We start from the raw sequence: 22,960 nt of genomic DNA on the forward strand, positions 1-22,960 counted from the left end.
TTGAACTCAGTCTGGAGAGACACACACATGTCCGAGAAGCTGCTGGCGCCGGTCACCCTGGGGAAGCTGGCCCTCCGCAACCGGGTCGTCATGGCGCCCATGTCCCGCAACCGGGCCACCGCCGAGGGCCTGGCCACCGAACTGATGGCCACCTACTACGGCCAGCGCGCGGGCGCCGGTCTGATCATCACCGAGGGCATCCAGCCCTCGGTCACCGGTCAGGGCTTCGGCAACAGCCCGGGCCTGCACACCCAGGAGCAGGCCGAGTCCTGGAAGCCGGTCACCGAGGCCGTGCACGCGAACGGCGGTCTGATCGTCGCGCAGCTCATGCACTGCGGCCGCATCGGCCACCCCTCGCTCTACCCGAGCGGCCACCAGTCCGTCGCCCCGTCCGCCGTCACCGCGGCCGGCCAGGCCTACGGCCCCCAGGGCCCGCTGGACTACCCCGAGCCGCGCGCCCTGACGGTCGAGGAGATCGCCGAGGTCGTCAAGGAGCACGCGGACGCCGCCGAGCTCGCCATCGAGGCCGGCTTCGACGGCGTGGAGATCCACGCGGGCAACGGCTTCCTGCTCCACCAGTTCCTCTCGGAGAACACCAACCTGCGCACCGACCAGTACGGTGGCTCCGTCGAGAACCGCATCCGCTTCGCGATCGAGGTGATCGAGGCGGTCTCCGAGCGCATCGGCGCCGACCGCGTCGGCGTGCGCATCTCCCCGTCGAACCCGTACAACGACATCGTCGAGGGCGACACGCACGCCATCTACGAGGCGCTCGTCGCGGCCCTGCCGCCCATCGCCTTCCTGCACATCCTCGAGGGCGCCAACCGCGACCACATCGCGGCCCTGCGCGCCCAGTGGACCGGCACCATCGTGCTGTGCCCGCACCCGGAGAACGGTGTCGCGGTCAGCGCCGAGATCGCCGAGGCGGCGCTCGAGGCCGGCGTCGCGTGCGCCGTCGCCTTCGGCTCCTCCTTCATCGCCAACCCGGACCTGCCGGAGCGCATCCGCACCGGCGCCGCGCTGGCCGAGGCGGACCAGAGCAAGTTCTACGGCGGTGACCACACCGGTTACACCGACTACCCGACGCTCGACGGCACCGCCGCGTGAGCGACTCCGGGAAGATGCTGCTCTTCTCGGGGCGCGCGCACCCCGAGCTGGCCCAGGCCATCGCGGCGGAGCTGGGCACGGAGCTGGTCGAGACGAAGGCGATCGACTTCGCCAACGGCGAGATCTACATCCGGTACCACGCCTCCGTGCGCGGTGCGGACTGCTTCGTGGTCCAGAGCCACACGGCCCCCATCAACAAGTCGATCATGGAACAGCTCATCATGATCGACGCGCTGAAGCGGGCCTCCGCGCGGAGCGTCACCGTCATCCTGCCCTTCTACGGATACGCGCGACAGGACCGCAAGCACAGCGGCCGGGAACCCATCTCGGCCCGTCTGGTGGCGGACCTGCTCAAGACCGCCGGCGCCGACCGGATCCTGACGATCGACCTGCACGCCGACCAGATCCAGGGATTCTTCGACGGCCCGGTGGACCACCTGTTCGCCATGCCGGTCCTCGCGGACTACATCGGCTCCAAGGTGGACCGCGAGGCCCTCACCGTGGTCTCGCCCGACGCCGGCCGCGTGCGCGTGGCCGACGGCTGGTGCGACCGCCTCGGCGCTCCGCTGGCCATCGTCCACAAGCGGCGCGACAAGGACGTGGCCCACCAGGTCACGGCCCACGAGGTGGTCGGCGACGTGCACGACCGGGTCTGCGTCCTGGTCGACGACATGATCGACACCGGCGGCACGATCTGTGCCGCCGCCGACGCCCTCTTCGCCCAGGGGGCGAGGGACGTCATCGTGGCGGCCACGCACGGGGTGCTCTCGGGCCCCGCGGCGGACCGCCTGAAGAACTCGCGGGTGAGCGAGTTCGTGTTCACGGACACCCTGCCGGTGCCCGGGGCCCTCGGACTGGACAAGGTCACCGTCCTGTCCATCGCCCCGCTCATCGCGGGCGCCTCGCGGGCCGTGTTCGAGAACGGATCAGTAACCCGGCTCCTGCAGAGCCGGTGATCGCCCGGGCGGACGGGCCCGATGGGGGCCCGTCCGTCCGAAGGGGGAGGCGGCCGCACGCACCGCGCCGTTCCGGTCTTTCCGGGTGGTGAGGCTTTGCCCTTGCGCCCCTCAGTTCTTCGGTACCTCCCGGCCGGGCTGCAGCCCGGCCAACCGACGCCCCACCGCGTTCGAAGCGGCGTCCGCCCCGTGCGGACGCCACCCCCCACGCTTCGCGGTGCGGCGCCGTCCGCCGGGCCCGTTCCACACCGGAGCCCGGCAGCCGGGGCGCTGACCGCGCCCGTGCTCCACAACGGAACGTTAGGAAGCGGGAAATGACTCTTCAGGAGACCAGCGTGCTCGAGCCCACCCTCCAGGGGACCAACACCCTGCCCGGCCTGCTCGCCCAGCGTGTGGCGGAGCACCCCGACGCGATCGCGGTCGCCTACCGGGACGACAAGCTCACCTTCCGGGAGCTCGCGTCCAGAAGCTCGGCCCTGGCCGACTACCTGGAGCACCTCGGTGTCTCCGCGGACGACTGCGTGGGCCTGTTCGTCGAGCCGTCGATCGACCTCATGGTCGGCGCGTGGGGCATCCTCGGTGCCGGCGCCGCCTACCTGCCGCTGTCCCCGGAGTACCCCGAGGACCGGCTCCGCTACATGATCGAGAACAGCCAGGCGAAGATCATCCTGGCGCAGCAGCGCCTGGTGTCGCGCCTGCGCGAGCTCGCCCCGCAGGACGTCACCATCGTGACCCTGCGCGAGTCCGAGGCCTTCGTCCGCCCCGAGGGCACCGAGGCCCCGGCCCGCGACGGCGCCCGCCCGGACACCCTCGCCTACGTCATCTACACCTCCGGCAGCACGGGCAAGCCGAAGGGTGTGATGATCGAGCACCGCAGCATCGTCAACCAGCTCGGCTGGCTGCGCGAGACCTACGCGATCGACCGCAGCAAGGTCATCCTGCAGAAGACCCCGATGAGCTTCGACGCCGCCCAGTGGGAGATCCTCTCCCCGGCCAACGGCGCCACCGTCGTCATGGGCGCACCCGGCGTCTACGCCGACCCCGAGGGCCTCATCGAGACCATCGTCAAGCACAACGTGACCACCCTCCAGTGCGTCCCGACGCTGCTCCAGGGTCTGATCGACACCGAGCGGTTCCCCGAGTGCGTTTCGCTCCAGCAGATCTTCAGCGGTGGCGAGGCCCTCTCGCGCCTGCTCGCGATCCAGACCACGCAGGAGATGCCCGGCCGGGCGCTCATCAACGTCTACGGCCCGACCGAGACGACCATCAACTCGTCCTCGTTCCCCGTGGACCCGGCCGACCTGGACGAGGGACCGCAGTCCATCTCCATCGGCTCCCCGGTGCACGGCACCACCTACCACATCCTGGACAAGGAGACCCTCAAGCCGGTCGGCGTGGGGGAGATAGGCGAGCTGTACATCGGCGGCATCCAGCTGGCCCGCGGCTACCTGCACCGCGAGGACCTCACCGCCGAGCGCTTCCTGGAGATCGAGATCGAGGAGGGCGCCGAGCCCGTCCGCCTGTACAAGACGGGCGACCTCGGCCAGTGGAACGCCGACGGCACGGTGCAGTTCGCCGGCCGCGCCGACAACCAGGTCAAGCTGCGCGGCTACCGCGTCGAGCTGGACGAGATCTCCCTGGCGATCGAGAACCACGACTGGGTCCGCAACGCCGCCGTCATCGTCAAGAACGACGGCCGCACCGGCTTCCAGAACCTGATCGCCTGCATCGAGCTCAGCGAGAAGGAAGCCGCCCTGATGGACCAGGGCAACCACGGCTCCCACCACGCGTCGAAGAAGAGCAAGCTCCAGGTCAAGGCGCAGCTGTCCAACCCGGGCCTGCGCGACGACGCCGAGCTGGCCGCCCGCCCGGCCTTCGACCTCGAGGGCTCCGAGCCCACCCCCGAGCAGCGCGCCCGCGTCTTCGCCCGCAAGACGTACCGCTTCTACGAGGGCGGCCCCGTCACCCAGGCCGACCTCCTCGGCCTGCTCGGCGCCACGGTCACCGCCGGCTACTCGCGCAAGGCGGCCGACCTGGCTCCCGCCGAACTCGGCCAGATCCTGCGCTGGTTCGGCCAGTACATCAGCGAGGAGCGGCTGCTGCCGAAGTACGGCTACGCCTCCCCGGGCGCGCTGTACGCGACGCAGATGTACTTCGAGCTGGAGGGCGTCGGCGGTCTCAAGCCGGGCTACTACTACTACCAGCCGGTCCGCCACCAGCTCGTGCTGATCAGCGAGCGCGAGGCCACCGGCAAGGCCACGGCGCAGATCCACTTCATCGGCAAGAAGAGCGGCATCGAGCCGGTCTACAAGAACAACATCGTCGAGGTCCTCGAGATCGAGACCGGCCACATGGTCGGCCTCTTCGAGCAGATCCTGCCGGCCTACGGCCTGGACATCCACGACCGCGCCTACGAGCCGGCGGTCAAGGACCTGCTCGACGTCGCCGAGGAGGACTACTACCTGGGCACCTTCGAGCTGGTCCCGCACGCGGGCCCGCGCGAGGACCACGCCGAGGTCTACGTCCAGACCCACGGCAACAAGATCGCCGGCCTGCCCGAGGGCCAGTACCGCTACGAGAACGGCGAGCTGACCCGCTTCTCGGACGACATCGTCCTCAAGAAGCACGTCATCGCGATCAACCAGTCGGTGTACCAGGCCGCCAGCTTCGGCATCAGCGTCTACAGCCGCGCCGAGGAGGAGTGGCTGAAGTACGTCACCCTGGGCAAGAAGCTCCAGCACCTGATGATGAACGGGCTGAACCTGGGCTTCATGTCCTCCGGCTACAGCTCCAAGACGGGCAACCCGCTGCCGGCCTCGCGCCGCATGGACGCCGTCCTCGCCCAGAACGGCGTGGAGGGCGGCCCGATGTACTTCTTCGTCGGCGGCCGCATCAGCGACGAGCAGGTCGAGCACGAGGGCATGCGCGAGGACAGCGTCCACATGCGCGGTCCGGCCGAGCTCATCCGCGACGACCTCGTCAGCTTCCTGCCGGACTACATGATCCCCAACCGGGTCGTGGTCTTCGAGCGGCTGCCGCTGTCCGCCAACGGCAAGATCGACGTCAAGGCGCTCGACGCCTCCGACCAGGTCAACGCCGAGCTCGTGGAGCGCCCGTTCGTCGCCCCGCGCACGGAGACGGAGAAGGAGATCGCGGGCGTCTGGGAGAAGGCCCTGCGCCGCGAGAACGCCTCCGTTCAGGACGACTTCTTCGAGTCGGGCGGCAACTCGCTGATCGCCGTCGGCCTGGTGCGCGAGCTCAACTCCCGCCTGGGCGTCTCCCTGCCGCTGCAGAGCGTCCTGGAGTCCCCGACCATCGAGAAGCTGGCCCGCCGCCTGGAGCGCGAGGTCGCGCAGGAGTCCTCGCGCTTCGTCCGCCTGCACGCGGAGACCGGCAAGGCGCGGCCCGTGATCTGCTGGCCGGGTCTGGGCGGCTACCCGATGAACCTGCGCAGCCTGGCCGGCGAGATCGGCCTCGGCCGCTCGTTCTACGGTGTCCAGTCCTTCGGCATCAACGAGGGCGAGACCCCGTACGAGACCATCACCGAGATGGCCAAGAAGGACATCGAGGCCCTCAAGGAGATCCAGCCGACCGGCCCCTACACCCTGTGGGGCTACTCCTTCGGCGCCCGCGTGGCCTTCGAGACGGCCTACCAGCTGGAGCAGGCCGGCGAGAAGGTGGACAACCTCTTCCTGATCGCCCCGGGCTCCCCGAAGGTGCGCGCCGAGAACGGCAAGGTGTGGGGCCGTGAGGCGTCCTTCGCCAACCGCGGCTACACCACGATCCTCTTCTCCGTCTTCACCGGCACGATTTCCGGTCCGGACCTGGACCGGTGCCTTGAGACGGTGACGGACGAGGCGTCCTTCGCCGAGTTCATCAGCGAACTCAAGGGGATCGACGTCGACCTCGCCCGCCGGATCATCTCGGTCGTGGGCCAGACCTACGAATTCGAGTACTCCTTCCACGAGCTGGCCGAGCGCACCCTCCAGGCGCCGATCAGCATCTTCAAGGCCGTGGGCGACGACTACTCGTTCCTGGAGAACAGCAGCGGCTACTCGGCCGAGCCGCCGACGGTCATCGACCTCGACGCCGACCACTACAGCCTGCTGCGCGAGGACATCGGCGAGCTGGTCAAGCACATCCGCTACCTGCTCGGCGAGTGAGTGCCTGAGTAAGGGAGAGCGGCCCGAATGAGGACGGCCGCCCCGCCGGATAATTCCGGCGGGGCGGCCGTCTTTCGTGTTTTCTGCTTCTGGGCGGTGGAGGAAAAACCGGCCAGTAGGTGGCTCAATTCTGACGCAGCTTGACCGCGTTCTGACATCGCCGCCGTTGACGTGCGCATTCCCCACACAAGACACTTCTATTGATTCCAGCCGTCCTGTTTTTTTGCTCTTCTCGCTGATGAGGAGTCATCTTCCATGCGCTTCAATCTCATCGGCCCCTTCGAGATCGTCACCGACGACGGCCGGACCTACCAGCCGGGCACGCCCAAGGTGTGCCAGACGCTCGCGCTGCTGCTCACCCGGCCCGGCGAGGTCGTCACGGCCGAGGCCCTCATCCGGGAGCTGTGGGGCGAGAACCCCCCGCGCAGCGCCGTCACGACGCTCCAGACGTACGTGTACCACGCGCGCCGGATGTTCACCCAGGAGCAGCTGGCGCCCGCCGGCCGCTGCCTGATCGTCACCGGCCCGTCCGGGTACGTGATGCGGGTCGAGGACTCCGAGGTCGACGTACGGATCTTCGAGCGGCTCGTCACCCGGGCCCGCTACGAACTGGCCGAGGAGGAGCCGCAGCGGGCGCTGCGCACGGTCGGCCAGGCGCTCGACCTGTGGCGCGGGCCCGCCCTGTCGAACTTCCCGGCCGGCGACGTGCTCGCCGGGCACATCGTGCACCTCGAAGAGCTGCGCATCAGGGCCTTCGAGACCCGGATCGAGGCCCAGGAGGCACTCGGCCGGCACCGCGAGTCCATACCGGAGCTGCGCAAGCTCATCAACGACTACCCGCTCAACGAGTGGTTCCACAGCCGCCTCATCTCCGCCCTCGGCGCCGCCGGGCGCCGCGCGGAGGCCCTCCAGGCCTACCAGAAGGTGCGCCGGCTGCTCGCCGAGGAACTGGGCCTGGAGCCCTCCGCGGAGCTCAGACACCTGCACGGCCGCCTCCTGAGCCCCTCCCGCGGCGACCGCCTCGCGGTAAGCGCGGCCGTCTGAGCCGCCAGGCCCGGCTACTTCCCGGGTCGTCCGAGCTGGTGGAGGGTCCAGCCAGCGGTGCGCCAGGGCTCGGGGTCGAGGGTGGTGCGGCAGTCGACGAGCAGGGGGGTGGCGGGGCGCGTGACGAGGGCCGCGGGGTCGGTCTGCTGGTAGTCGGACGATGACTTCATGGCCGAGTTCGGCCATCGCGGCCGCGTGCGGGATGCCGAGGTGTCCGCAGCCGATCACTGAAACGCGCATTCCTTGACTCTCACTTCGGGAGGGGCCTCGCGTGCGGGGCCGGGGAACAGCTCCCAGAGGCTAGCGCCGTTCCCCGGCCCGCTTGGCCGCCCACCGCCGGTCGGGGTCACGGACGTTGTCGCCTGACGCCGTGCCGGCTGCGCCGGGGCGTCGCGTTCGAGCGGGGCTCCAGGGGGGTCGGGGACGGTCGGGCTTTCGGCCGTGCACAGGAGGAAGCCGTATGTCCCGTCGTCTGTTCACCTCGGAGTCCGTGACCGAGGGCCACCCCGACAAGATCGCCGATCAGATCAGCGACACGATCCTCGACGCCCTGCTGCGCCAGGACCCGACCTCGCGCGTGGCTGTGGAGACGCTGATCACCACCGGTCTGGTGCACATCGCCGGGGAGGTGACGACGAAGGCGTACGCGCCGATCGCGCAGCTGGTGCGCGAGCGGATCCTGGAGATCGGCTACGACTCGTCCGAGAAGGGCTTCGATGGTGCGTCGTGCGGCGTGTCGGTGTCCATCGGCGCGCAGTCCCCGGACATCGCCCAGGGCGTGGACACGGCGTACGAGCGGCGGGTGGAGGGTGATGGCGATGCGCTCGACCGGTAGGGGGCGGGGGACCAGGGGCTGATGTTCGGCTTCGCGTGTGATGAGACGCCCGCGCTGATGCCGCTGCCGATCCACCTCGCGCACCGGCTCTCGCGGCGGCTGTCCGAGGTCCGCCGGAACGCGACCCTCCGCTATCTGCGTCCGGACGGAAAGACCCAGGTCACCGTCGAGTACGACGGGAACAGGCCGGTGCGGCTGGACACAGTGGTGGTCTCCACCCAGCACGCCACCGAGATCGACCTGGAGAACGCGCTGACCCCGGACGTCCGCGAGCATGTGGTCGAGCACGTCCTCGCGCAGCTCGCGGAGGACGGGATCAAGCTGGACACCGAGGGGTACCGGCTGCTGGTGAATCCGACGGGGCGCTTCGAGATCGGCGGTCCGATGGGTGACGCCGGGCTGACCGGCCGGAAGATCATCATTGATACCTATGGGGGCATGGCGCGGCACGGGGGCGGTGCCTTCTCGGGGAAGGACCCGTCCAAGGTGGACCGTTCGGCCGCTTATGCGATGCGGTGGGTCGCCAAGAACGTCGTCGCCGCCGGGCTGGCCGCGCGGTGCGAGGTGCAGGTGGCGTACGCGATCGGCAAGGCCGAGCCGGTCGGCCTGTTCGTGGAGACCTTCGGCACCGCCGAGGTCGAGGTGCGGAAGATCGAGGACGCGATCGGGGAGGTGTTCGATCTGCGTCCGGCCGCCATCATCCGTGATCTCGATCTGCTGCGGCCCATTTACGCGCAGACCGCGGCTTACGGGCACTTCGGCCGGGAGCTCCCCGACTTCACCTGGGAGCGCACCGACCGCATCGACGCCCTGCGCGAGGCGGTTGGGCTCTGACCCAGGTCACCAGAGGCGTGTCGCGGTGCGGACGAGGTCGGCGACGGCGCGGGACCTGCTGTGCGGTGGCCAGGCGATGACGGTCGTGACGGCCGGTGCGTCGGGCACCGGCACCGTCGCGTGGCCGTCGCGCAGGTGGGCCCGGAGGGACTCGGGCACGAGCGCACAGGCCCGTCCGAGCGCGATCAGCTGGAACAGCTGGGTGTGGTCGCGCACCTGCGGGCCGGGCCCGTCCGGATACCTCCCGTCCCGCCGGGGCCAGCGAGGCAGGGGCAGGTCCGTCAGCGCGGCGACCTCGGCCATCGACAGGTGGGGTCGGTGGGCCAGGGGGTGCCCCGCGGGCAGGACCACGACCTGCCGTTCGGTGTACAGGTCCTCGGTGTCGAGTCCGGCCGTGGTGTCGAAGGGCCGGTGGAGCAGGGCGACGTCGGCACGGCCGTCGCGCAGCAGCCCTTCCTGCTCGCCGGGCCCGCACAGCACCACCTCGACGGCGACCGCGCCGGGCTCGGCGGCGTAGGCGGCCAGCAGCTTCGACAACAGTTCGCCGGACGGTCCGGCCTTCGCGGCCAGCACCACACCGGGCAGTTCCGCAGCCGCGCGGCGGGTGCGGCGCTCGGCGGCTTCGACCGCGTCGAGCGCGGCCCGGGCCTCCCGCAGGAGCACCGACCCCGCCTCGGTCAGGGCGACCGCGCGAGCCGTGCGGTGCAGCAGCAGCACTCCGAGCCGCCGCTCCAGCTGCCGGATCGCCCGCGACAGCGGTGGTTGCGCCATGGCGAGCCGCTGCGCCGCCCGCCCGAAGTGCAATTCCTCCGCGACGGCGACGAAGTACCGCAGCTCCCGCGTCTCCACCGCGTCATCGTATCCGGCGCCACCAGGACCCATACCCGAGCGGTATCGCCGCCCACCCGGTCGGTCTTGGACGTCCCACCCGGGTCCGCAGCAGGCTTGACGACATGAGTGAACAGACGATCGCGCTGGTGACCGGTGCGAACAAAGGGATCGGGTACGAGATCGCGGCGCGCCTGGGCGCCCTCGGCTGGCGCGTCGGCGTGGGCGCGCGGGACCAGCGGCGCCGCGACACCGCGGTGGAGAAGCTGCGCGCGGCCGGCACGGACGCGTTCGGCGTCGCGCTCGACGTGACGGACGACGCGAGCGTGGCCGCCGCGGCCGAGCTGATCGCCGAGCGCGCCGGAGGGCTCGACGTCCTGGTCAACAACGCCGCCATCACCGGCGGGATGCCGCAGACGCCCACCACGGTCGATCCCGCGACCCTACGAGGCGTCGTGGAGACCAATGTGATCGGGGTCGTCCGCGTCACCAACGCGATGCTGCCGATGCTGCGCGGCTCGGCGTCGCCGCGGATCGTGAACATCTCCAGCAGCGTCGGCTCGTTCGTCCTGCAGACCACTCCCGGTGTCGACATGGGCCCGGTTCCGGTCGCGTACCTGGCGTCGAAGACCTTCCTCAACGCCGTCACCGTCCAGTACGCCAAGGAACTGGACGGCACGGGCATCCTGGTCAACGCCGGCTGTCCCGGCTTCACCGCCACCGACCTCAACGGCTTCCAGGGCGTCCGCACTCCCCACCAGGCCGCCGCGATCGCGCTGCGCCTCGCGACCCTGCCCGACGACGGGCCGACCGGCGGATTCTTCGACGACGGCGGAACGGTGCCCTGGTGACGTCAGCCCGGGTACGGGGCCGGCGGGAAGTCCGTCGTCGGGGCCAGGGGGGCCCAGTCCTCCCAGACGGACAGGCGTTCGCGCAGGGCCGTCGGGGCGCGGTCGGCCGCGGTGGTGCCGAGGAGGAGGCGGAGCGGGGGGTCCTCGGCCGCCACGAGGGTGAGGAGGGCCGCCCCGGCCCGGCGCGGGTCGCCCGGCTGGAGGTGGGCGAAGGCGCCCGACAGGCCGTGCCGGCGCTTGGCCAGCACGGCGTCGTACGCGGTCTTGGGCGTGGCCCGCACCAGGGAGCTCGCGCTCCAGTCGGTGCGGAACTCGCCGGCCTCGATCAGGGTGACCTTGATCCCGAAGCCGGCGACCTCCTGGGCCAGTGTCTCGCCCATCGCCTCCAGGGCCCATTTGCTGGCGCAGTACATGCCCAGGTTCGGGTACGTGGTCACGCCCGCGATGCTGGACATCTGGAGGAGGTGGCCCGAGCCCTGGCGCCGCATCAGCGGGAGGACGGCCTGGGTGGTCCACAGGGCGCCGAGGAAGTTCACGTCGAACTGGTCGCGGACCTGGCGTTCGGTGACCTCCTCCACCGCTCCGGCCAGCCCGTACCCCGCGTTGTTCAGCAGGACGTCGATCCGCCCGGCCCGCTCCCCGGCCTCGGCCACGGTCGCGAACACCGCCGCGCGGTCGGAGACGTCCAGGGTCATGGGGATGACCCGGGCGCCGAAGCGCTCGGCCAGGCCGTCGAGCGCCTCGACGCGGCGGGCCGTGGCGACGACGGTGTCCCCGGCTTCCAGGACGACCTCGGCGACGGCCCGTCCCAGGCCCCTGGAGGCGCCGGTGACGAACCAGACCCGGGGCGTCCCCTCCGTCATCGACGGGCCCGCTGCTCGGCGAAGGCCTTGGCGTGGTTGAGGGTGGCGGTGCTGTTGGTGCTGAGGGCGGTCCGGACGTACGCCTTGGCGTCCTCGACCGTCGCCTCGGGGCCCAGGATCCGGGCGATGTTCTCGGTGTTGATCGTCACCGTGTGCTGGGAGGAGGCCGACAGGCCGCCCTCGGCGTCCTCGGCGAACGTCCAGTAGCCGGTGTGCAGGCTCATCAGCGCGGGCAGGGTCGTCTGCTTGTAGGCGATCCGCTCGTTCGGGAACGTCACCCGGTAGGACTTGGTGGTGTGGACGGAGCCGTCCTTGGCCCGGGTGTCCATCTCCAGTTCCTGCAGGCCCGGGGTGTCCTCGGTCAGCCGGACGACCGCCACGTGCGGCAGCCGCTCGGGCCACAGGTCCGCCTCGTTGACGAAGTCGTAGACGTCCTTCGCGGAACCCTCGACGCGGACCGTGTCCTCGAAGGAGAACGTCAGGTCCTCGGTGGCGTGGGCGCGCTCGACGTTGGTCTTGAGCGCGGCCAGCTCCGAGCGCGAGTTGCGGTCGACCGCGCGGTCGATCCACTCCAGCTTCTGCGGGTCGTCGTCCTCGGCCCGGTAGTCGTGGAGCAGCCGCACCCGGGACTCGCCCTCGGAGAGGGGCTCGATGATCCAGGTGCCGCCCATCGCGGCGACCGGGGGTGCCGGCACCTCCTGGCGGAAGGTGATCGTCAGCTTCTCCGGGTCCAGGGTGCGGCGGGAGGTCCAGTTCTTGGCCTCGCCGTTGGCGGTGGCCCAGATCCGGATGCGCTCCTCGTTCCCGTCCTGCGGGATGTGGTCCACGTAGATGGTCGGGGGGAAGATCCGCGGCCAGTTCCGCACCTCGGCGATCAACCGGTACACGGCGGCGGCCGGGGCCGAGACCGTGATCTCGTGCTCCACTTCACGCAGGCCGGGCTGCGGCATGGTCTTGCTCCTCGGGTTCAGGGTCGTACGGGCGTGACGCGCGTACGGGCGTACGTGGTCGGGCGGGCGGGGCGGGTCGGGCGGGCTCAGAAGTTGCCGAGGCCGCCGCAGACGTTCAGGGCCTGCGAGGTGATGGACGCGGCGGTGTCGGAGGCCAGGTAGCCCACGAGCCCGGCGACCTCCTGCGGGGTGGAGTAGCGGCCGAGGGGGATCTTGGCCTGGAACTTCTCGAGCACGGCCTCCTCGGTGGTCTCGTACGCGGCCGCGTAGCCCTGGCGGACCCGCTCGGCCATCGGCGTCTCGACGTAGCCGGGGCAGACGGCGTTGACGGTGATGCCCGTCGGGGCCAGCTCGTTGCCCAGCGCCTTGGTGAAGCCGACCACGCCGTGCTTGGACGCCGAGTAGGGGGCGCCCAGGACCACGCCCTGCTTGCCGGCGGTGGAGGCGATGTTGATGATGCGGCCGCGGTTCTTCGCGCGCATGCCGCCGGTGTTCAGGACCTCGCGGGTGACCCGGAAGACGCTGTTGAGGTTGGTCTCGATGACGTCGTACCAGAGCTCGTCGGCGATGTCGGCGGTGACGCCGCCGCCCGAGCGGCCGGCGTTGTTGACCACCACGTCGATGGTGCCGAACCGTTCCACGGCCGCCTCGACCCAGGCCTTGACGCCCTCGCCGCTGCGCACGTCCACGCTCGCGCCGTCGACCTCCAGCCCCTCGGCGGTGAGCTCCTTGACGGTACGGGCCACGTTGTCGGCGTCGCGGGCGCCGATGAACACCCGGTGCCCCTGCGCGGCCAGGGTGCGGGCCGCTTCTAGGCCGATACCGCTGGTCGCTCCGGTGACGACGGCGACGCGCTTGGTCTGGTCCTGAACCTGGGCCTGGTCGGGCATGAGAACTCCTCGGTGAATCGACAGGTGGCGCACGCGGAGGATCCGTCACCGCGATGGAGCGGTACTCGAAGGCGTCTCGGCCGCCCCGTCGCGACCGGGGGGACCACCGGTCCTCCATCGTTCGTCGAGCGCCGGTCGACAAGATCGGGGAGACCCCCGCACGTGAGAGGCGACCATGATCAACTTGTTTCAGCCCCAGGTCGGGGCGGAGGAACTCGACGCGGTCGCCGGGGTGTTCCACGACCGCAGGCTCGGCAGCGGACGGCGCACCGAGGCCTTCGAGACGGCCTTCGCCGAGCACCTGGGCATCGAGCCCGGCCACGTCGTGTTCACCAGCTCCGGCACGACCGCCCTGCACCTGGCCGTCGAGACCCTCGACCTCCAGGAGGGCGACGAGGTCGTGCTGCCCTCCCTCGGCCTGCCCGCCACCGCCGAGGCCGTGGCCGCGCGCGGCGGCCGCCCCGTCTTCTGCGACGTCGACCGGCGCACCCTCAACCCGTCCCTGGAGGACGTCGAGGCCGCCCTCACCGACCGCACCCGCGCGGTCCTCTTCCTCCACTACGGCGGACGCGCCGGCGACATCGTCCGCATCGCCGCGCGCTGCCGGGAACGGGGCCTGGCCCTGATCGAGGACGGCGCCTGCTCCGTCGCCTCCCGCGTCGACGGCCTGCCCGCCGGCACCTTCGGCGACCTCGCCGTGTGGAGCTTCGACCCCGGCCGGGTCCTGGTCACCGGCGACGGCGGCATGGTCTACGCGAAGGACCCCGAACGGGCCGCCCGCACCCGCCTCCTCGCCCGCCGCGGCCTGGTCCGCGCCAGCGGGTTCGGCCACGCCACCCTGCCCGGCGAACCGGACCTGCCCGAGTACGGGCGCGGCATCGCCGGCAACGACCTGACCGCCGCCATCGGCTCCGTCCAGCTGCGCCGCCTGCCCGAGATGGTGGCGCGGCGCCGCGAGATCGCCGCCCGCTACGACCGCGAGCTGGCCGGCACCGACGGGCTGCTGACGCCCCCGCCGCTGCCCGAGGGCCACGAGTCCACGGACTGCCTGTACTGGGTGCAGCTCGACCCCGCCATCAGGGACGGGGTCGTCGCCGACCTGCTGGCCCAGGAGATCTACACGACCTCCCACCACGCGCCCCTGCACCGGTTCCCGGCCGACGGAGACGGGGAGCCGCCGGCGGCCGCACTGCCCTCCTGCGACTGGGCGGTGGACCGCACCGTGCGCCTGCCCCTGCACCCCGGTCTCAGCGACGCGGACGTCACCACCGTCATCGACGCGCTGCTCGCGTCCGTGCGTTCCCGGCTCGCCGCCAGTACCGACGAAGGACTCACCGTGAAGGACACCCCATGAACCGACGCGTCGTCATCACCGGGATCGGCGTGGTCGCACCCGGGGGAGTGGGCACCAAGGCGTACTGGTCCCGGCTCACCTCGGGGCGGACCGCCACCCGCGCCATCAGCCTCTTCGACGCCACCGGCTTCCGCTCGCGGATCGCCGCCGAGGCCGACTTCGACCCGCTCGCCCACGGTTTCACCCCCGAGGAGGCCGCCCGCCTCGACCGGGCCGCCCAGTTCGCACTGGTCAGCGCCGACGAGGCGGTCCGCGACAGCGGGCTCGACACCGCGGCCCTGGACCCCACGCGGACCGGCGTGACCCTGGGCAGCGCGGTGGGCTGCACCACCGGCCTGGACAACGAGTACAACGCGGTGAGCGGGGGCGGCTCCACCTGGCAGGTGGACCACACCCTCGCCGTGCCCCACCTGTTCGACTACTTCGTGCCCAGCTCGATGGCGGCCGAGGTGGCCTGGCGTGTCGGCGCCCAGGGCCCCGTCTCCATGGTCTCCACCGGCTGCACCTCCGGCCTGGACTCCATCGGCCACGCCGTGGAGCTGATCCGCGAGGGCAGCGCCGACGTGATGGTCACCGGCGCCACCGAGGCCCCGATCTCCCCGATCACCGTGGCCTGCTTCGACGCCATCAAGGCCACCTCGCCCAGCAACGACCACCCGGAGACCGCCTCCCGGCCCTTCGACGCCACCCGCAACGGGTTCGTCCTCGGCGAGGGCTCCGCGATCCTCGTCCTGGAGGAGCTGGAGAGCGCCCGCCGCCGCGGCGCCCACGTCTACGCCGAGATCGCCGGCTTCGCCAGCCGCGGCAACGCCTACCACATGACCGGCCTCAAGGCCGAGGGCCGCGAGATGGCCGAGGCCATCACCGTCGCCCTCGACGAGGCCCGCCTGCCCGCCACCGCCGTCGACTACGTCAACGCCCACGGCTCCGGCACCAAGCAGAACGACCGGCACGAGACCGCCGCCTTCAAGCGCAGCCTCGGACAGCACGCCTACGAGACCCCGGTCAGCTCCATCAAGTCGATGATCGGGCACTCGCTCGGCGCGATCGGCTCCCTGGAGGTGGCCGCCAGCGCCCTGGCCATCGAGCACAACACCGTCCCGCCGACGGCGAACCTGCACCACCCCGACCCGGGCTGCGACCTGGACTACATCCCGCTGACCGCGCGCGAGCACCGCACGGACACCGTCCTCAGCGTCGGCAGCGGCTTCGGCGGCTTCCAGAGCGCCATGATCCTGACCCGCCCGCGCCTGGGAGCCGCCGCATGAGCACGCAGACCGCAGACGCGCCCGTGATGTCGTCGGCGGCCGCCTCCGCCGCGCCCGTGATCACCGGGATCGGCGTCGCCGCCCCGAACGGCCTGGGCACCGAGGCCTGGTGGAGCGCGGTCCTGCGCGGCGAGAGCGGCATCCGCCCGCTCACCCGCTTCGACGCCGCCCCGTACCCGGCCAAGCTGGCCGGAGAGGTCCAGGGCTTCGACGCCGCCGAGCATCTGCCCGGCCGGCTGCTGCCGCAGACCGACCAGGTGACCCGGCTCGCCCTCACCGCCGCCGACGAGGCCCTCGCCGACGCCGGCGTGGACCCCGCCCAGCTGCCCGACTACGCGGCCGGGGTGATCACCGCCAGCTCGGCCGGCGGCTACGAGTTCGGGCAGCGCGAACTCCAGGCGCTGTGGAGCAAGGGCGGCCAGTACGTCAGCGCCTACCAGTCCTTCGCCTGGTTCTACGCCGTCAACAGCGGCCAGATCTCCATCCGCAACGGGATGCGCGGCCCCAACAGCGTCCTGGTCAGCGAGCAGGCCGGCGGGCTCGACGCGGTGGCCCAGGCCCGCCGCCAGCTCCGCAAGGGCATCCGCCTCGTCGTCACCGGCGGCATGGACTCCTCCCTCTGCCCCTGGGGCTGGGCCGCCCACCTGGCCTCCGGCGAGCTCAGCACCGCCGAGGACGCCGAGCGCGCCTACCTGCCCTTCTCCGCGGAGGCCGGCGGCCACGTCGTCGGCGAGGGCGGGGCCCTGCTCGTCCTGGAGGACGCGGCCGCCGCCCGCGAGCGTGGCGCCCGCCCCTACGGGGAGGTCGCCGGGTACGCAGCCACCTTCGACCCGCCGCCCGGCTCGGGCGCTCCCTCCCGGCTGCGCGACGCCGCGGCGCTGGCCCTGCGCGAGGCCGGGCTGGCCCCCGCCGACGTGGACGTGGTCTTCGCCGACGCGGCCGGGCGGCGCGAGGCCGACCGCGCCGAGGCCGAGGCCCTCGCCGAGATCTTCGGTGCGTACGGGGTCCCGGTGACCGCGCCCAAGACCATGACGGGCCGGCTCGCCGCGGGCGGCGCCTCCCTGGACCTGGCCGCGGCCCTGCTCTCGCTGCGCGACGGGGTGATCCCGCCGACCGTGCACGCCGGGCCGCCCGCCGCGGACTGCCCCGTCGACCTGGTGACCGAGGTGCGCCGCCCCGCCCGGCTGCGCACGGCGCTGGTGCTGGCACGGGGCCGGGGCGGCTTCAACGCGGCCATGGTGGTCCGGGGACGGTGAGCGGCGGCGGCAGGGGCGGCGGGCCCCGGACGGAGGAGGTGGCCGAGCACGTCTGGGCCTACCTCCAGCCCGACGGCGGCTGGTGCCTGAACAACGCCGGCCTGATCGCCCCGGCCGGCGGCCGGCCCGTACTGGTCGACACGGCCGCCACCGAGGCCCGCGCCCGGGCCCTGGGGGAGGCGGTCGCCCGGCTCACCCCGCACGCCCCGCGCTTCGTGGTGAACACCCATGCGCACGGCGACCACACGTTCGGGAACCGGTTCTTCGCCGACCGGGCCCTGGTCGTCGCCCACGAGGCGGCGCGCGCCGAGATGGCACTGGCCGGACTGCACCTGACCCGGCTGTGGCCGGACGTCCCCTGGGGGGAGGTCCGGGTGCAACTGCCCGGGCTGACCTTCCACGACCGGCTCACCCTGCACCCGGGGGAGTTCCCGGTGGAGCTGATCCACCCGGGGACCGCCCACACGGTCGGTGACACGGTGGTCTGGCTGCCGAGGCAGCGGGTGCTGTTCACCGGGGACATCGTGATGTCCGGGGCCACGCCGTTCTGCCTGACCGGCTCGGTCTCCGGCTCCCTCGCCGCCGTCGAACGGCTGCGCGCCCTCGGCCCGCGGACCGTCGTCGCCGGCCACGGACCGGTCGGCGGCCCCGAACTGCTCGACGCCACCGCCGGCTACCTGCACCTGCTCCAGCGGCTGGCCGCCGACGGCCTCGCGGCCGGGCTGACCCCGCTGGAGGCCGCGCGGGAGGCCGACCTCGGCCCGTACGCGGAGCTCCTCGACGCCGAGCGGCTGGTGCCCAACCTGCACCGTGCCTACGCGGAGGCGCGGGGGGCGGAGCCGGGGCACCGGCTCGACGTGGAGACGATGTTCTGCGAGATGGTCGAGTACCACGGCGGACTGCCCGCCTGCGCCGCCTGAGGACAGGCGGGGCGGACGGGCAGTCGGGGGCCGTGGTGCGGGGCCGGGTACGGGGCCCGCTAGTCGGTGCCGGACTCCATCGCGGCACGGTCGAGCAGCGCCTCGTCGGCGGAGACCTCGCCGCGCGAGGCGATGGCCTCGGCGCCGCCCTCCGGCATCTCCGGCATGGTGCCGATCAGCCCGGTCGCGGCCGCCTGGGCGGCGCCGACGGCGGGGCTGCCGCTGCCGATCAGGCCGAGGACCGCGTACTGCTCCAGCTTGGCGCGCGAGTCGGCGATGTCCAGGTTGCGCATGGTCAGCTGGCCGATGCGGTCCACCGGGCCGAAGGCCGAGTCCTCGGTGCGCTCCATGGACAGCTTGTCCGGGTGGTAGCTGAACGCCGGGCCCTGGGTGTCGAGGATCGAGTAGTCCTCGCCGCGCCGCAGCCGCAGGGTCACCTCGCCGGTGACGGCCGCCCCGACCCAGCGCTGGAGGGACTCGCGGACCATCAGGGCCTGCGGGTCCAGCCAGCGGCCCTCGTACATCAGCCGGCCGAGGCGGCGGCCCTCGTTGTGGTACTGGGCGAGGGTGTCCTCGTTGTGGATGGCGTTGACCAGGCGCTCGTAGGCGGCGTGCAGCAGGGCCATGCCGGGGGCCTCGTAGATGCCGCGGCTCTTGGCCTCGATGATCCGGTTCTCGATCTGGTCGGACATGCCCATGCCGTGCCGGCCGCCGATGGCGTTGGCCTCCATGACCAGGTCGACGGCGGAGGCGAACTGCTTGCCGTTGATCGTGACGGGACGGCCCTGCTCGAAGCCGATGGTCACGTCCTCGGTGTCGATCTCGACCGAGGGGTCCCAGAAGCGGACGCCCATGATCGGCTCGACGGTCTCCAGACCGGTGTCCAGGTGCTCCAGGGTCTTGGCCTCGTGGGTGGCGCCCCAGATGTTGGCGTCGGTGGAGTACGCCTTCTCCGTGCTGTCCCGGTAGGGGAGGTCGTGGGCCAGCAGCCACTCCGACATCTCCTTGCGGCCGCCGAGCTCGGTCACGAAGGCCGCGTCGAGCCAGGGCTTGTAGATCCGCAGGTGCGGGTTGGCGAGCAGGCCGTAGCGGTAGAACCGCTCGATGTCGTTGCCCTTGAAGGTCGAGCCGTCGCCCCAGATCTGGACGTCGTCCTCGAGCATCGCGCGGACCAGCAGGGTGCCGGTGACGGCGCGGCCGAGCGGGGTGGTGTTGAAGTAGGCGCGGCCGCCGGAGCGGATGTGGAACGCGCCGCAGGTCAGCGCGGCCAGGCCCTCCTCCACCAGCGCCGCGCGGCAGTCGACCAGGCGCGCGATCTCGGCGCCGTAGGCCTGGGCGCGCCCGGGCACGGAGGCGATGTCGGGCTCGTCGTACTGGCCGATGTCGGCGGTGTAGGTGCACGGGACGGCGCCCTTGTCGCGCATCCACGCGACCGCGACGGAGGTGTCGAGTCCGCCGGAGAAGGCGATGCCGACGCGCTCGCCGACGGGAAGGGAGGTGAGGACCTTAGACATGGGATGAGTATGCAGAAGGATGCATGTTCATGCAAGTGGAGGGCGGTCTGTCGTTAACGGCGTTAACGCCGTTAACGCCGCTTCGTCAGCGGAGGCGGAAGCGGTTGATGGCATCGAGGTGCTTGGCGCGCAGCTCGTGGTTCCGTACGCCGAGGCCTTCCTCGGGGGCGAGGGCGAGGACGCCGACCTTGCCCTGGTGGAGGTTGCGGTGGACGTCGTAGGCGGCCTGGCCGGTCTGCTCCAGGGAGTAGACCTTGGAGAGGGTGGGATGGATCCTGCCCTTGGCGATGAGGCGGTTGGCCTCCCAGGCCTCGCGGTAGTTCGCGAAGTGCGAGCCGATGATCCGCTTCAGCGACATCCACAGGTAGCGGTTGTCGTACTCGTGCATGTAGCCCGAGGTGGACGCGCAGGTGGTGATCGTGCCGCCCTTGCGGGTGACGAAGACGGAGGCGCCGAAGGTCTCGCGGCCCGGGTGCTCGAAGACGATGTCCACGTCCTCGCCGCCGGTCAGCTCGCGGATGCGCTTGCCGAAGCGCTTCCACTCCCCGGGGTCCTGCGTCCGCTCGTCCTTCCAGAACCGGTATCCCTCGGCGCTCCGGTCGATGACCGCCTCGGCCCCCATGGAGCGGCAGATCCCGGCCTTCTCCGGGGAGGAGACGACACAGATCGGGTGGGCGCCGCCGGCCAGCGCCAGCTGGGTGGCGTAGGAGCCGAGGCCGCCGCTGGCGCCCCAGATCAGGACGTTGTCGCCCTGCTTCATGCCGGCGCCGTTGCGGGAGACCAGCTGCCGGTAGGCCGTGGAGTTCACCAGACCCGGGCTCGCGGCCTCCTCCCAGGTCAGGTGCTCCGGCTTAGGCATCAGCTGGTTGGACTTCACGAGGGCCAGCTCCGCCAGGCCGCCGAAGTTGGTCTCGAAGCCCCAGATGCGCTGCTCGGGGTCGAGCATCGTGTCGTCGTGCCCGTCGGCCGACTCCAGCTCCACCGACAGGCAGTGCGCCACCACCCGGTCGCCCGCCTTCCACCGGTTCACCCCGGGACCCGTGCGCAGCACCACCCCCGCCAGGTCCGAGCCCAGCACGTGGTACGGCAGGTCGTGGCGCCTGGTGAGCTCCGAGAGGCGGCCGTAGCGCTCCAGGAAGCCGAAGGTCGGCAGCGGCTCGAAGATCGAGCTCCAGACGGTGTTGTAGTTGATCGCGCTCGCCATCACCGCGACCAGCGCCTCGCCCGGACCCGGCTCCGGCGTCGGCACCTCCTGAAGGTGCAGGGACTTGCGCGGGTCCTTCTCCGCCGAGGCCATGCCCGCGAACATGTCCGTCTCGTCCCGGCGCACCACGTTGCCCCGGTACGCCTCCGGCAGCGCGAGCGCCCCGAAGTCCTCGGGGCGGGCGTCCTCGGAGAGCAGGGCCTCGACGATCTGGTCCACGTGACTTCCCTTGCGACGGAGGGATGCGGCGGCGCCGGACGTGCGGGTCCGCCGGAGCGCGTCCCCGCAGGCTCCGCCCCGGGCGTCGAAGGCCGCCGGAGGAACGCTCGACGGCGGCGGAATCGAGTCACCTTCGAAGCGGCCTCCACCGGAGGTGCGGACCGTGATGCGTCGGGATCAGCGATCAGGGATCCGGAGATCCAGCGATCAGCCCGACCAGGAGGACGCGCCGTGCCGATCTACCGCCTCAGCCGCCGCACGCAACCGACCCGCCGCAGGGAGCTGCCGCTCGACGGACTGCTGCGCCGAGCCGCGGAACGCGACCCCGCCGCCTGTGCCTTCCGCTCCCCCCACGGTACGCGGACCTTCGCCGAACTCGACGCGCGGGCCGACCGGTTCGCCGCCTACCTGGAACACGCCCTCGGCCGGCGCGGGGCCCGCGTCGGGGTCGCCAACACCCTCGACGAGGAGTTCGCCGCCGCCTACTACGGCACCATCCGCAGCGGCAACACCGTCGTCCTCCTCAACCCCCTGATCCGGGCCGCCGGAATGCGCCGCGTCTGCGAACTGGCCGACGTCGAGATCGCCTTCCTGCCCACCGCCGCCGCCGAGCAGCTCGTCAAGACCGCCGACCGGCTGCCCCTGCTGCGCGAGATCGTCGTCACCGACGCGCCCGACGGTATCGTGCCCGCCGACGCCGTGCCGCTGTCCGTCGCCCTGGGCCGCGCCCCGCAGCCGTTCGAGGCCGACCCGGACACCCCCTTCGACCCGAACGCCGTCGTGTGCGTGCAGTTCACCACCGGGACGACCGGCCGGCCCAAGGGCGTCCGGCTGACCCACCGCAACCTGCTCGCCAACGCCGCACAGACGGCCGCCGCCCACCGGCTCGACTCCGACTCGGTGATCCTCAACCACCTGCCGCTCTACCAGCCGATGCACCTCAACTCGGCCGTCCTCGCGGGCGCCTGCCAGGTGCTGTGCCCCGCCCCGCGCCCCGCGGCCGCCCTCGCCCTGGCCGCCCGTACCGGCGCCACCCACCTCTACAGCCTGCCCGCCCGGCTGCACCAGCTCGCCGCCGACCTGCGCCACGGCGAACTCCCGGGCGCCGGCGAACTGCCCGGCTTCCCCCTGCCCGCCCCGCCCGCCCTCGACCGGCTCACCGCCGTCCTCTCCGGCGGCAGCGCCCTCGCCCCCGCGGACGCCAGGCTGCTCTCCGACCGGCTCGGCGTCCCCGTCCTCCAGGGGTACGGCCTGGTCGAACTCGCCCCGCTCACCCACTCCCAGCGGCCCGGCGAGGACCTCTCCGGCACCGGCTCCGTGGGCACCCCCGTCCCCGGCACCGCCTGCCGCGTCGTGCACCCCGGCACCGGCGTCCCGCTCGGCCCCGGCGAGACCGGCGAGGTGCAGCTGAGCGGGCCCCAGCTGATGGCCGGCTACCTCGGGGAGAACGGGCCCGCCGCCGGGGAGGACGGCTGGTTCTCCACCCAGGACGTCGGCCGCATCGGCCCCGACGGCGAGCTGTACCTCGTCGACCGCCTCGACGACGTCTTCTCCTACGACGGCGAACTCGTCTCGCCCACCGCCGTCGAATCCGTCCTGGCCACCGACCCCCGGGTCGCCGACTGCGTCGTCGTCGGCTGGCCCGACCCGGTCCACGGCGCCGTCGTCTGGCTCGGCCTCGTCCTGCACGACCCGACCGCGCCCGGGCTGCTCGACGTCCTCGACTCCATCGTGGAGACCGCCAACGGACAGCTCGGCCCGCACGAGCAGATCCGGCGCGTCGAGGTCCTCGGCGCCGTGCCGCGCACCCCCGCGGGCAAGCCCGAGCGGCGGTCCCTGCGCCGCGAACTGCACCACCGGGCGGAGGCCGAAGCCGCCGTCTGACCCTCCCGGCACGGGCCGTG

At 72.0% G+C, this 22,960-nt stretch carries 17 protein-coding genes and 1 pseudogene; 11 read left to right on the plus strand and 7 right to left on the minus strand.

Annotated elements, in window-relative coordinates; all coding sequences use genetic code 11:
- Window positions 1–27 precede the first annotated feature (27 nt).
- The 4 genes from ACFY0O_RS35095 (at window position 28) to ACFY0O_RS35110 (ending at window position 7,270) form a co-directional block, all read left to right on the plus strand.
- Window positions 28–1,107 carry an alkene reductase gene (locus ACFY0O_RS35095; protein ID WP_388954528.1) on the plus strand — a complete coding sequence of 360 codons (1,080 nt, stop codon included), beginning with the start codon at window positions 28–30 and terminating at the stop codon, window positions 1,105–1,107.
- Window positions 1,108–1,121: 14 nt separating this feature from the next.
- Window positions 1,122–2,063 (plus strand): ribose-phosphate diphosphokinase, encoded by a 942-nt coding sequence (locus ACFY0O_RS35100; RefSeq protein ID WP_045946982.1) that lies wholly within the window; start codon window positions 1,122–1,124, stop codon window positions 2,061–2,063.
- 314 nt (window positions 2,064–2,377) lie between these two features.
- Window positions 2,378–6,226, plus strand: coding sequence for an amino acid adenylation domain-containing protein (locus tag ACFY0O_RS35105; RefSeq protein WP_388954530.1), 3,849 nt, complete (start codon window positions 2,378–2,380; stop codon window positions 6,224–6,226).
- A 255-nt stretch (window positions 6,227–6,481) separates the two neighbouring features.
- On the plus strand, window positions 6,482–7,270 hold the full coding sequence (locus ACFY0O_RS35110) for an AfsR/SARP family transcriptional regulator (RefSeq protein ID WP_358898490.1): 789 nt from the start codon (window positions 6,482–6,484) through the stop codon (window positions 7,268–7,270).
- Window positions 7,271–7,284: 14 nt separating this feature from the next.
- Here the strand turns inward: ACFY0O_RS35110 and ACFY0O_RS35115 are convergent, their stop codons facing one another.
- Entirely contained in the window at window positions 7,285–7,440 is a 156-nt protein-coding gene (locus ACFY0O_RS35115) for a hypothetical protein (protein WP_388954533.1), read from the minus strand.
- Between the two features lie 290 nt (window positions 7,441–7,730).
- Between ACFY0O_RS35115 and metK the strand changes: the two are divergent.
- Window positions 7,731–8,939: pseudogene (gene metK / locus ACFY0O_RS35120) on the plus strand (methionine adenosyltransferase).
- A gap of 6 nt (window positions 8,940–8,945) precedes the next feature.
- Here metK and ACFY0O_RS35125 read toward each other — a convergent pair.
- The gene (locus ACFY0O_RS35125; RefSeq protein ID WP_388954535.1) at window positions 8,946–9,788 is read right to left on the minus strand and encodes a LysR family transcriptional regulator; all 843 of its coding nucleotides are present in this window, start codon (window positions 9,786–9,788) and stop codon (window positions 8,946–8,948) included.
- Between the two features lie 104 nt (window positions 9,789–9,892).
- Here ACFY0O_RS35125 and ACFY0O_RS35130 point away from each other — a divergent pair, with 104 nt between their 5' ends.
- Window positions 9,893–10,618: an SDR family oxidoreductase gene (locus ACFY0O_RS35130; RefSeq protein ID WP_388954537.1), complete on the plus strand. Its 726-nt coding sequence runs from the start codon at window positions 9,893–9,895 to the stop codon at window positions 10,616–10,618.
- A gap of 2 nt (window positions 10,619–10,620) precedes the next feature.
- Here the strand turns inward: ACFY0O_RS35130 and ACFY0O_RS35135 are convergent, their stop codons facing one another.
- From ACFY0O_RS35135 to ACFY0O_RS35145, 3 genes are all read right to left on the minus strand, one after another.
- Window positions 10,621–11,481, minus strand: coding sequence for an SDR family NAD(P)-dependent oxidoreductase (locus tag ACFY0O_RS35135; RefSeq protein ID WP_388954540.1), 861 nt, complete (start codon window positions 11,479–11,481; stop codon window positions 10,621–10,623).
- A complete protein-coding gene (locus ACFY0O_RS35140; RefSeq protein WP_388954542.1) occupies window positions 11,478–12,431 on the minus strand; it encodes an aromatase/cyclase in 954 nt (317 codons plus the stop codon). The genes ACFY0O_RS35135 and ACFY0O_RS35140 overlap by 4 nt, the downstream gene beginning before the upstream one ends.
- 86 nt (window positions 12,432–12,517) lie before the next feature.
- Window positions 12,518–13,321 carry an SDR family NAD(P)-dependent oxidoreductase gene (locus ACFY0O_RS35145; protein WP_344161405.1) on the minus strand — a complete coding sequence of 268 codons (804 nt, stop codon included), beginning with the start codon at window positions 13,319–13,321 and terminating at the stop codon, window positions 12,518–12,520.
- Between the two features lie 175 nt (window positions 13,322–13,496).
- On the opposite strand from ACFY0O_RS35145, the gene ACFY0O_RS35150 reads away from it, so the two are divergent.
- From ACFY0O_RS35150 to ACFY0O_RS35165, 4 genes are read left to right on the plus strand one after another with little or no spacing between them, the layout of a single operon-like run.
- Entirely contained in the window at window positions 13,497–14,675 is a 1,179-nt protein-coding gene (locus ACFY0O_RS35150; protein ID WP_358899511.1) for a DegT/DnrJ/EryC1/StrS family aminotransferase, read from the plus strand.
- A complete protein-coding gene (locus ACFY0O_RS35155; RefSeq protein WP_358899512.1) occupies window positions 14,672–15,943 on the plus strand; it encodes a beta-ketoacyl-[acyl-carrier-protein] synthase family protein in 1,272 nt (423 codons plus the stop codon). The genes ACFY0O_RS35150 and ACFY0O_RS35155 overlap by 4 nt, the downstream gene beginning before the upstream one ends.
- A complete protein-coding gene (locus ACFY0O_RS35160) occupies window positions 15,940–17,199 on the plus strand; it encodes a ketosynthase chain-length factor (RefSeq protein WP_388954547.1) in 1,260 nt (419 codons plus the stop codon). The genes ACFY0O_RS35155 and ACFY0O_RS35160 overlap by 4 nt, the downstream gene beginning before the upstream one ends.
- Window positions 17,200–17,237: 38 nt before the next feature.
- Window positions 17,238–18,119 (plus strand): MBL fold metallo-hydrolase, encoded by an 882-nt coding sequence (locus ACFY0O_RS35165; protein WP_388954549.1) that lies wholly within the window; start codon window positions 17,238–17,240, stop codon window positions 18,117–18,119.
- Window positions 18,120–18,178: 59 nt separating this feature from the next.
- Here the strand turns inward: ACFY0O_RS35165 and argG are convergent, their stop codons facing one another.
- Both argG and ccrA read right to left on the minus strand, forming a co-directional pair.
- Window positions 18,179–19,633: an argininosuccinate synthase gene (gene argG / locus ACFY0O_RS35170; protein WP_358899514.1), complete on the minus strand. Its 1,455-nt coding sequence runs from the start codon at window positions 19,631–19,633 to the stop codon at window positions 18,179–18,181.
- Window positions 19,634–19,718: 85 nt separating this feature from the next.
- The gene (gene ccrA, locus ACFY0O_RS35175) at window positions 19,719–21,056 is read right to left on the minus strand and encodes a crotonyl-CoA carboxylase/reductase (RefSeq protein ID WP_388954552.1); all 1,338 of its coding nucleotides are present in this window, start codon (window positions 21,054–21,056) and stop codon (window positions 19,719–19,721) included.
- A gap of 231 nt (window positions 21,057–21,287) precedes the next feature.
- Between ccrA and ACFY0O_RS35180 the strand changes: the two genes are divergently transcribed.
- Window positions 21,288–22,940, plus strand: coding sequence for a class I adenylate-forming enzyme family protein (locus tag ACFY0O_RS35180; protein ID WP_388954555.1), 1,653 nt, complete (start codon window positions 21,288–21,290; stop codon window positions 22,938–22,940).
- Window positions 22,941–22,960: the final 20 nt, after the last annotated feature.

It is taken from the genome of Streptomyces sp. NPDC001594, assembly GCF_042893675.1.
Lineage (GTDB): Bacteria > Actinomycetota > Actinomycetes > Streptomycetales > Streptomycetaceae > Streptomyces.

Coding starts and splice junctions, on each gene's coding strand:
- ACFY0O_RS35110 (WP_358898490.1), top strand. CDS start 6,482: ATGCGCTTCAATCTCATCGGCCCCTTCGAGATCGTCACCGACGACGGC.
- ACFY0O_RS35115 (WP_388954533.1), bottom strand. CDS start 7,440: ATGAAGTCATCGTCCGACTACCAGCAGACCGACCCCGCGGCCCTCGTC.
- ACFY0O_RS35145 (WP_344161405.1), bottom strand. CDS start 13,321: ATGCCCGACCAGGCCCAGGTTCAGGACCAGACCAAGCGCGTCGCCGTC.
- ACFY0O_RS35160 (WP_388954547.1), top strand. CDS start 15,940: ATGAGCACGCAGACCGCAGACGCGCCCGTGATGTCGTCGGCGGCCGCC.
- ACFY0O_RS35100 (WP_045946982.1), top strand. CDS start 1,122: ATGCTGCTCTTCTCGGGGCGCGCGCACCCCGAGCTGGCCCAGGCCATC.
- argG (WP_358899514.1), bottom strand. CDS start 19,633: ATGTCTAAGGTCCTCACCTCCCTTCCCGTCGGCGAGCGCGTCGGCATC.
- ACFY0O_RS35130 (WP_388954537.1), top strand. CDS start 9,893: ATGAGTGAACAGACGATCGCGCTGGTGACCGGTGCGAACAAAGGGATC.
- ACFY0O_RS35155 (WP_358899512.1), top strand. CDS start 14,672: ATGAACCGACGCGTCGTCATCACCGGGATCGGCGTGGTCGCACCCGGG.
- ACFY0O_RS35095 (WP_388954528.1), top strand. CDS start 28: ATGTCCGAGAAGCTGCTGGCGCCGGTCACCCTGGGGAAGCTGGCCCTC.
- ACFY0O_RS35135 (WP_388954540.1), bottom strand. CDS start 11,481: ATGACGGAGGGGACGCCCCGGGTCTGGTTCGTCACCGGCGCCTCCAGG.
- ACFY0O_RS35140 (WP_388954542.1), bottom strand. CDS start 12,431: ATGCCGCAGCCCGGCCTGCGTGAAGTGGAGCACGAGATCACGGTCTCG.
- ACFY0O_RS35105 (WP_388954530.1), top strand. CDS start 2,378: ATGACTCTTCAGGAGACCAGCGTGCTCGAGCCCACCCTCCAGGGGACC.
- ACFY0O_RS35150 (WP_358899511.1), top strand. CDS start 13,497: ATGATCAACTTGTTTCAGCCCCAGGTCGGGGCGGAGGAACTCGACGCG.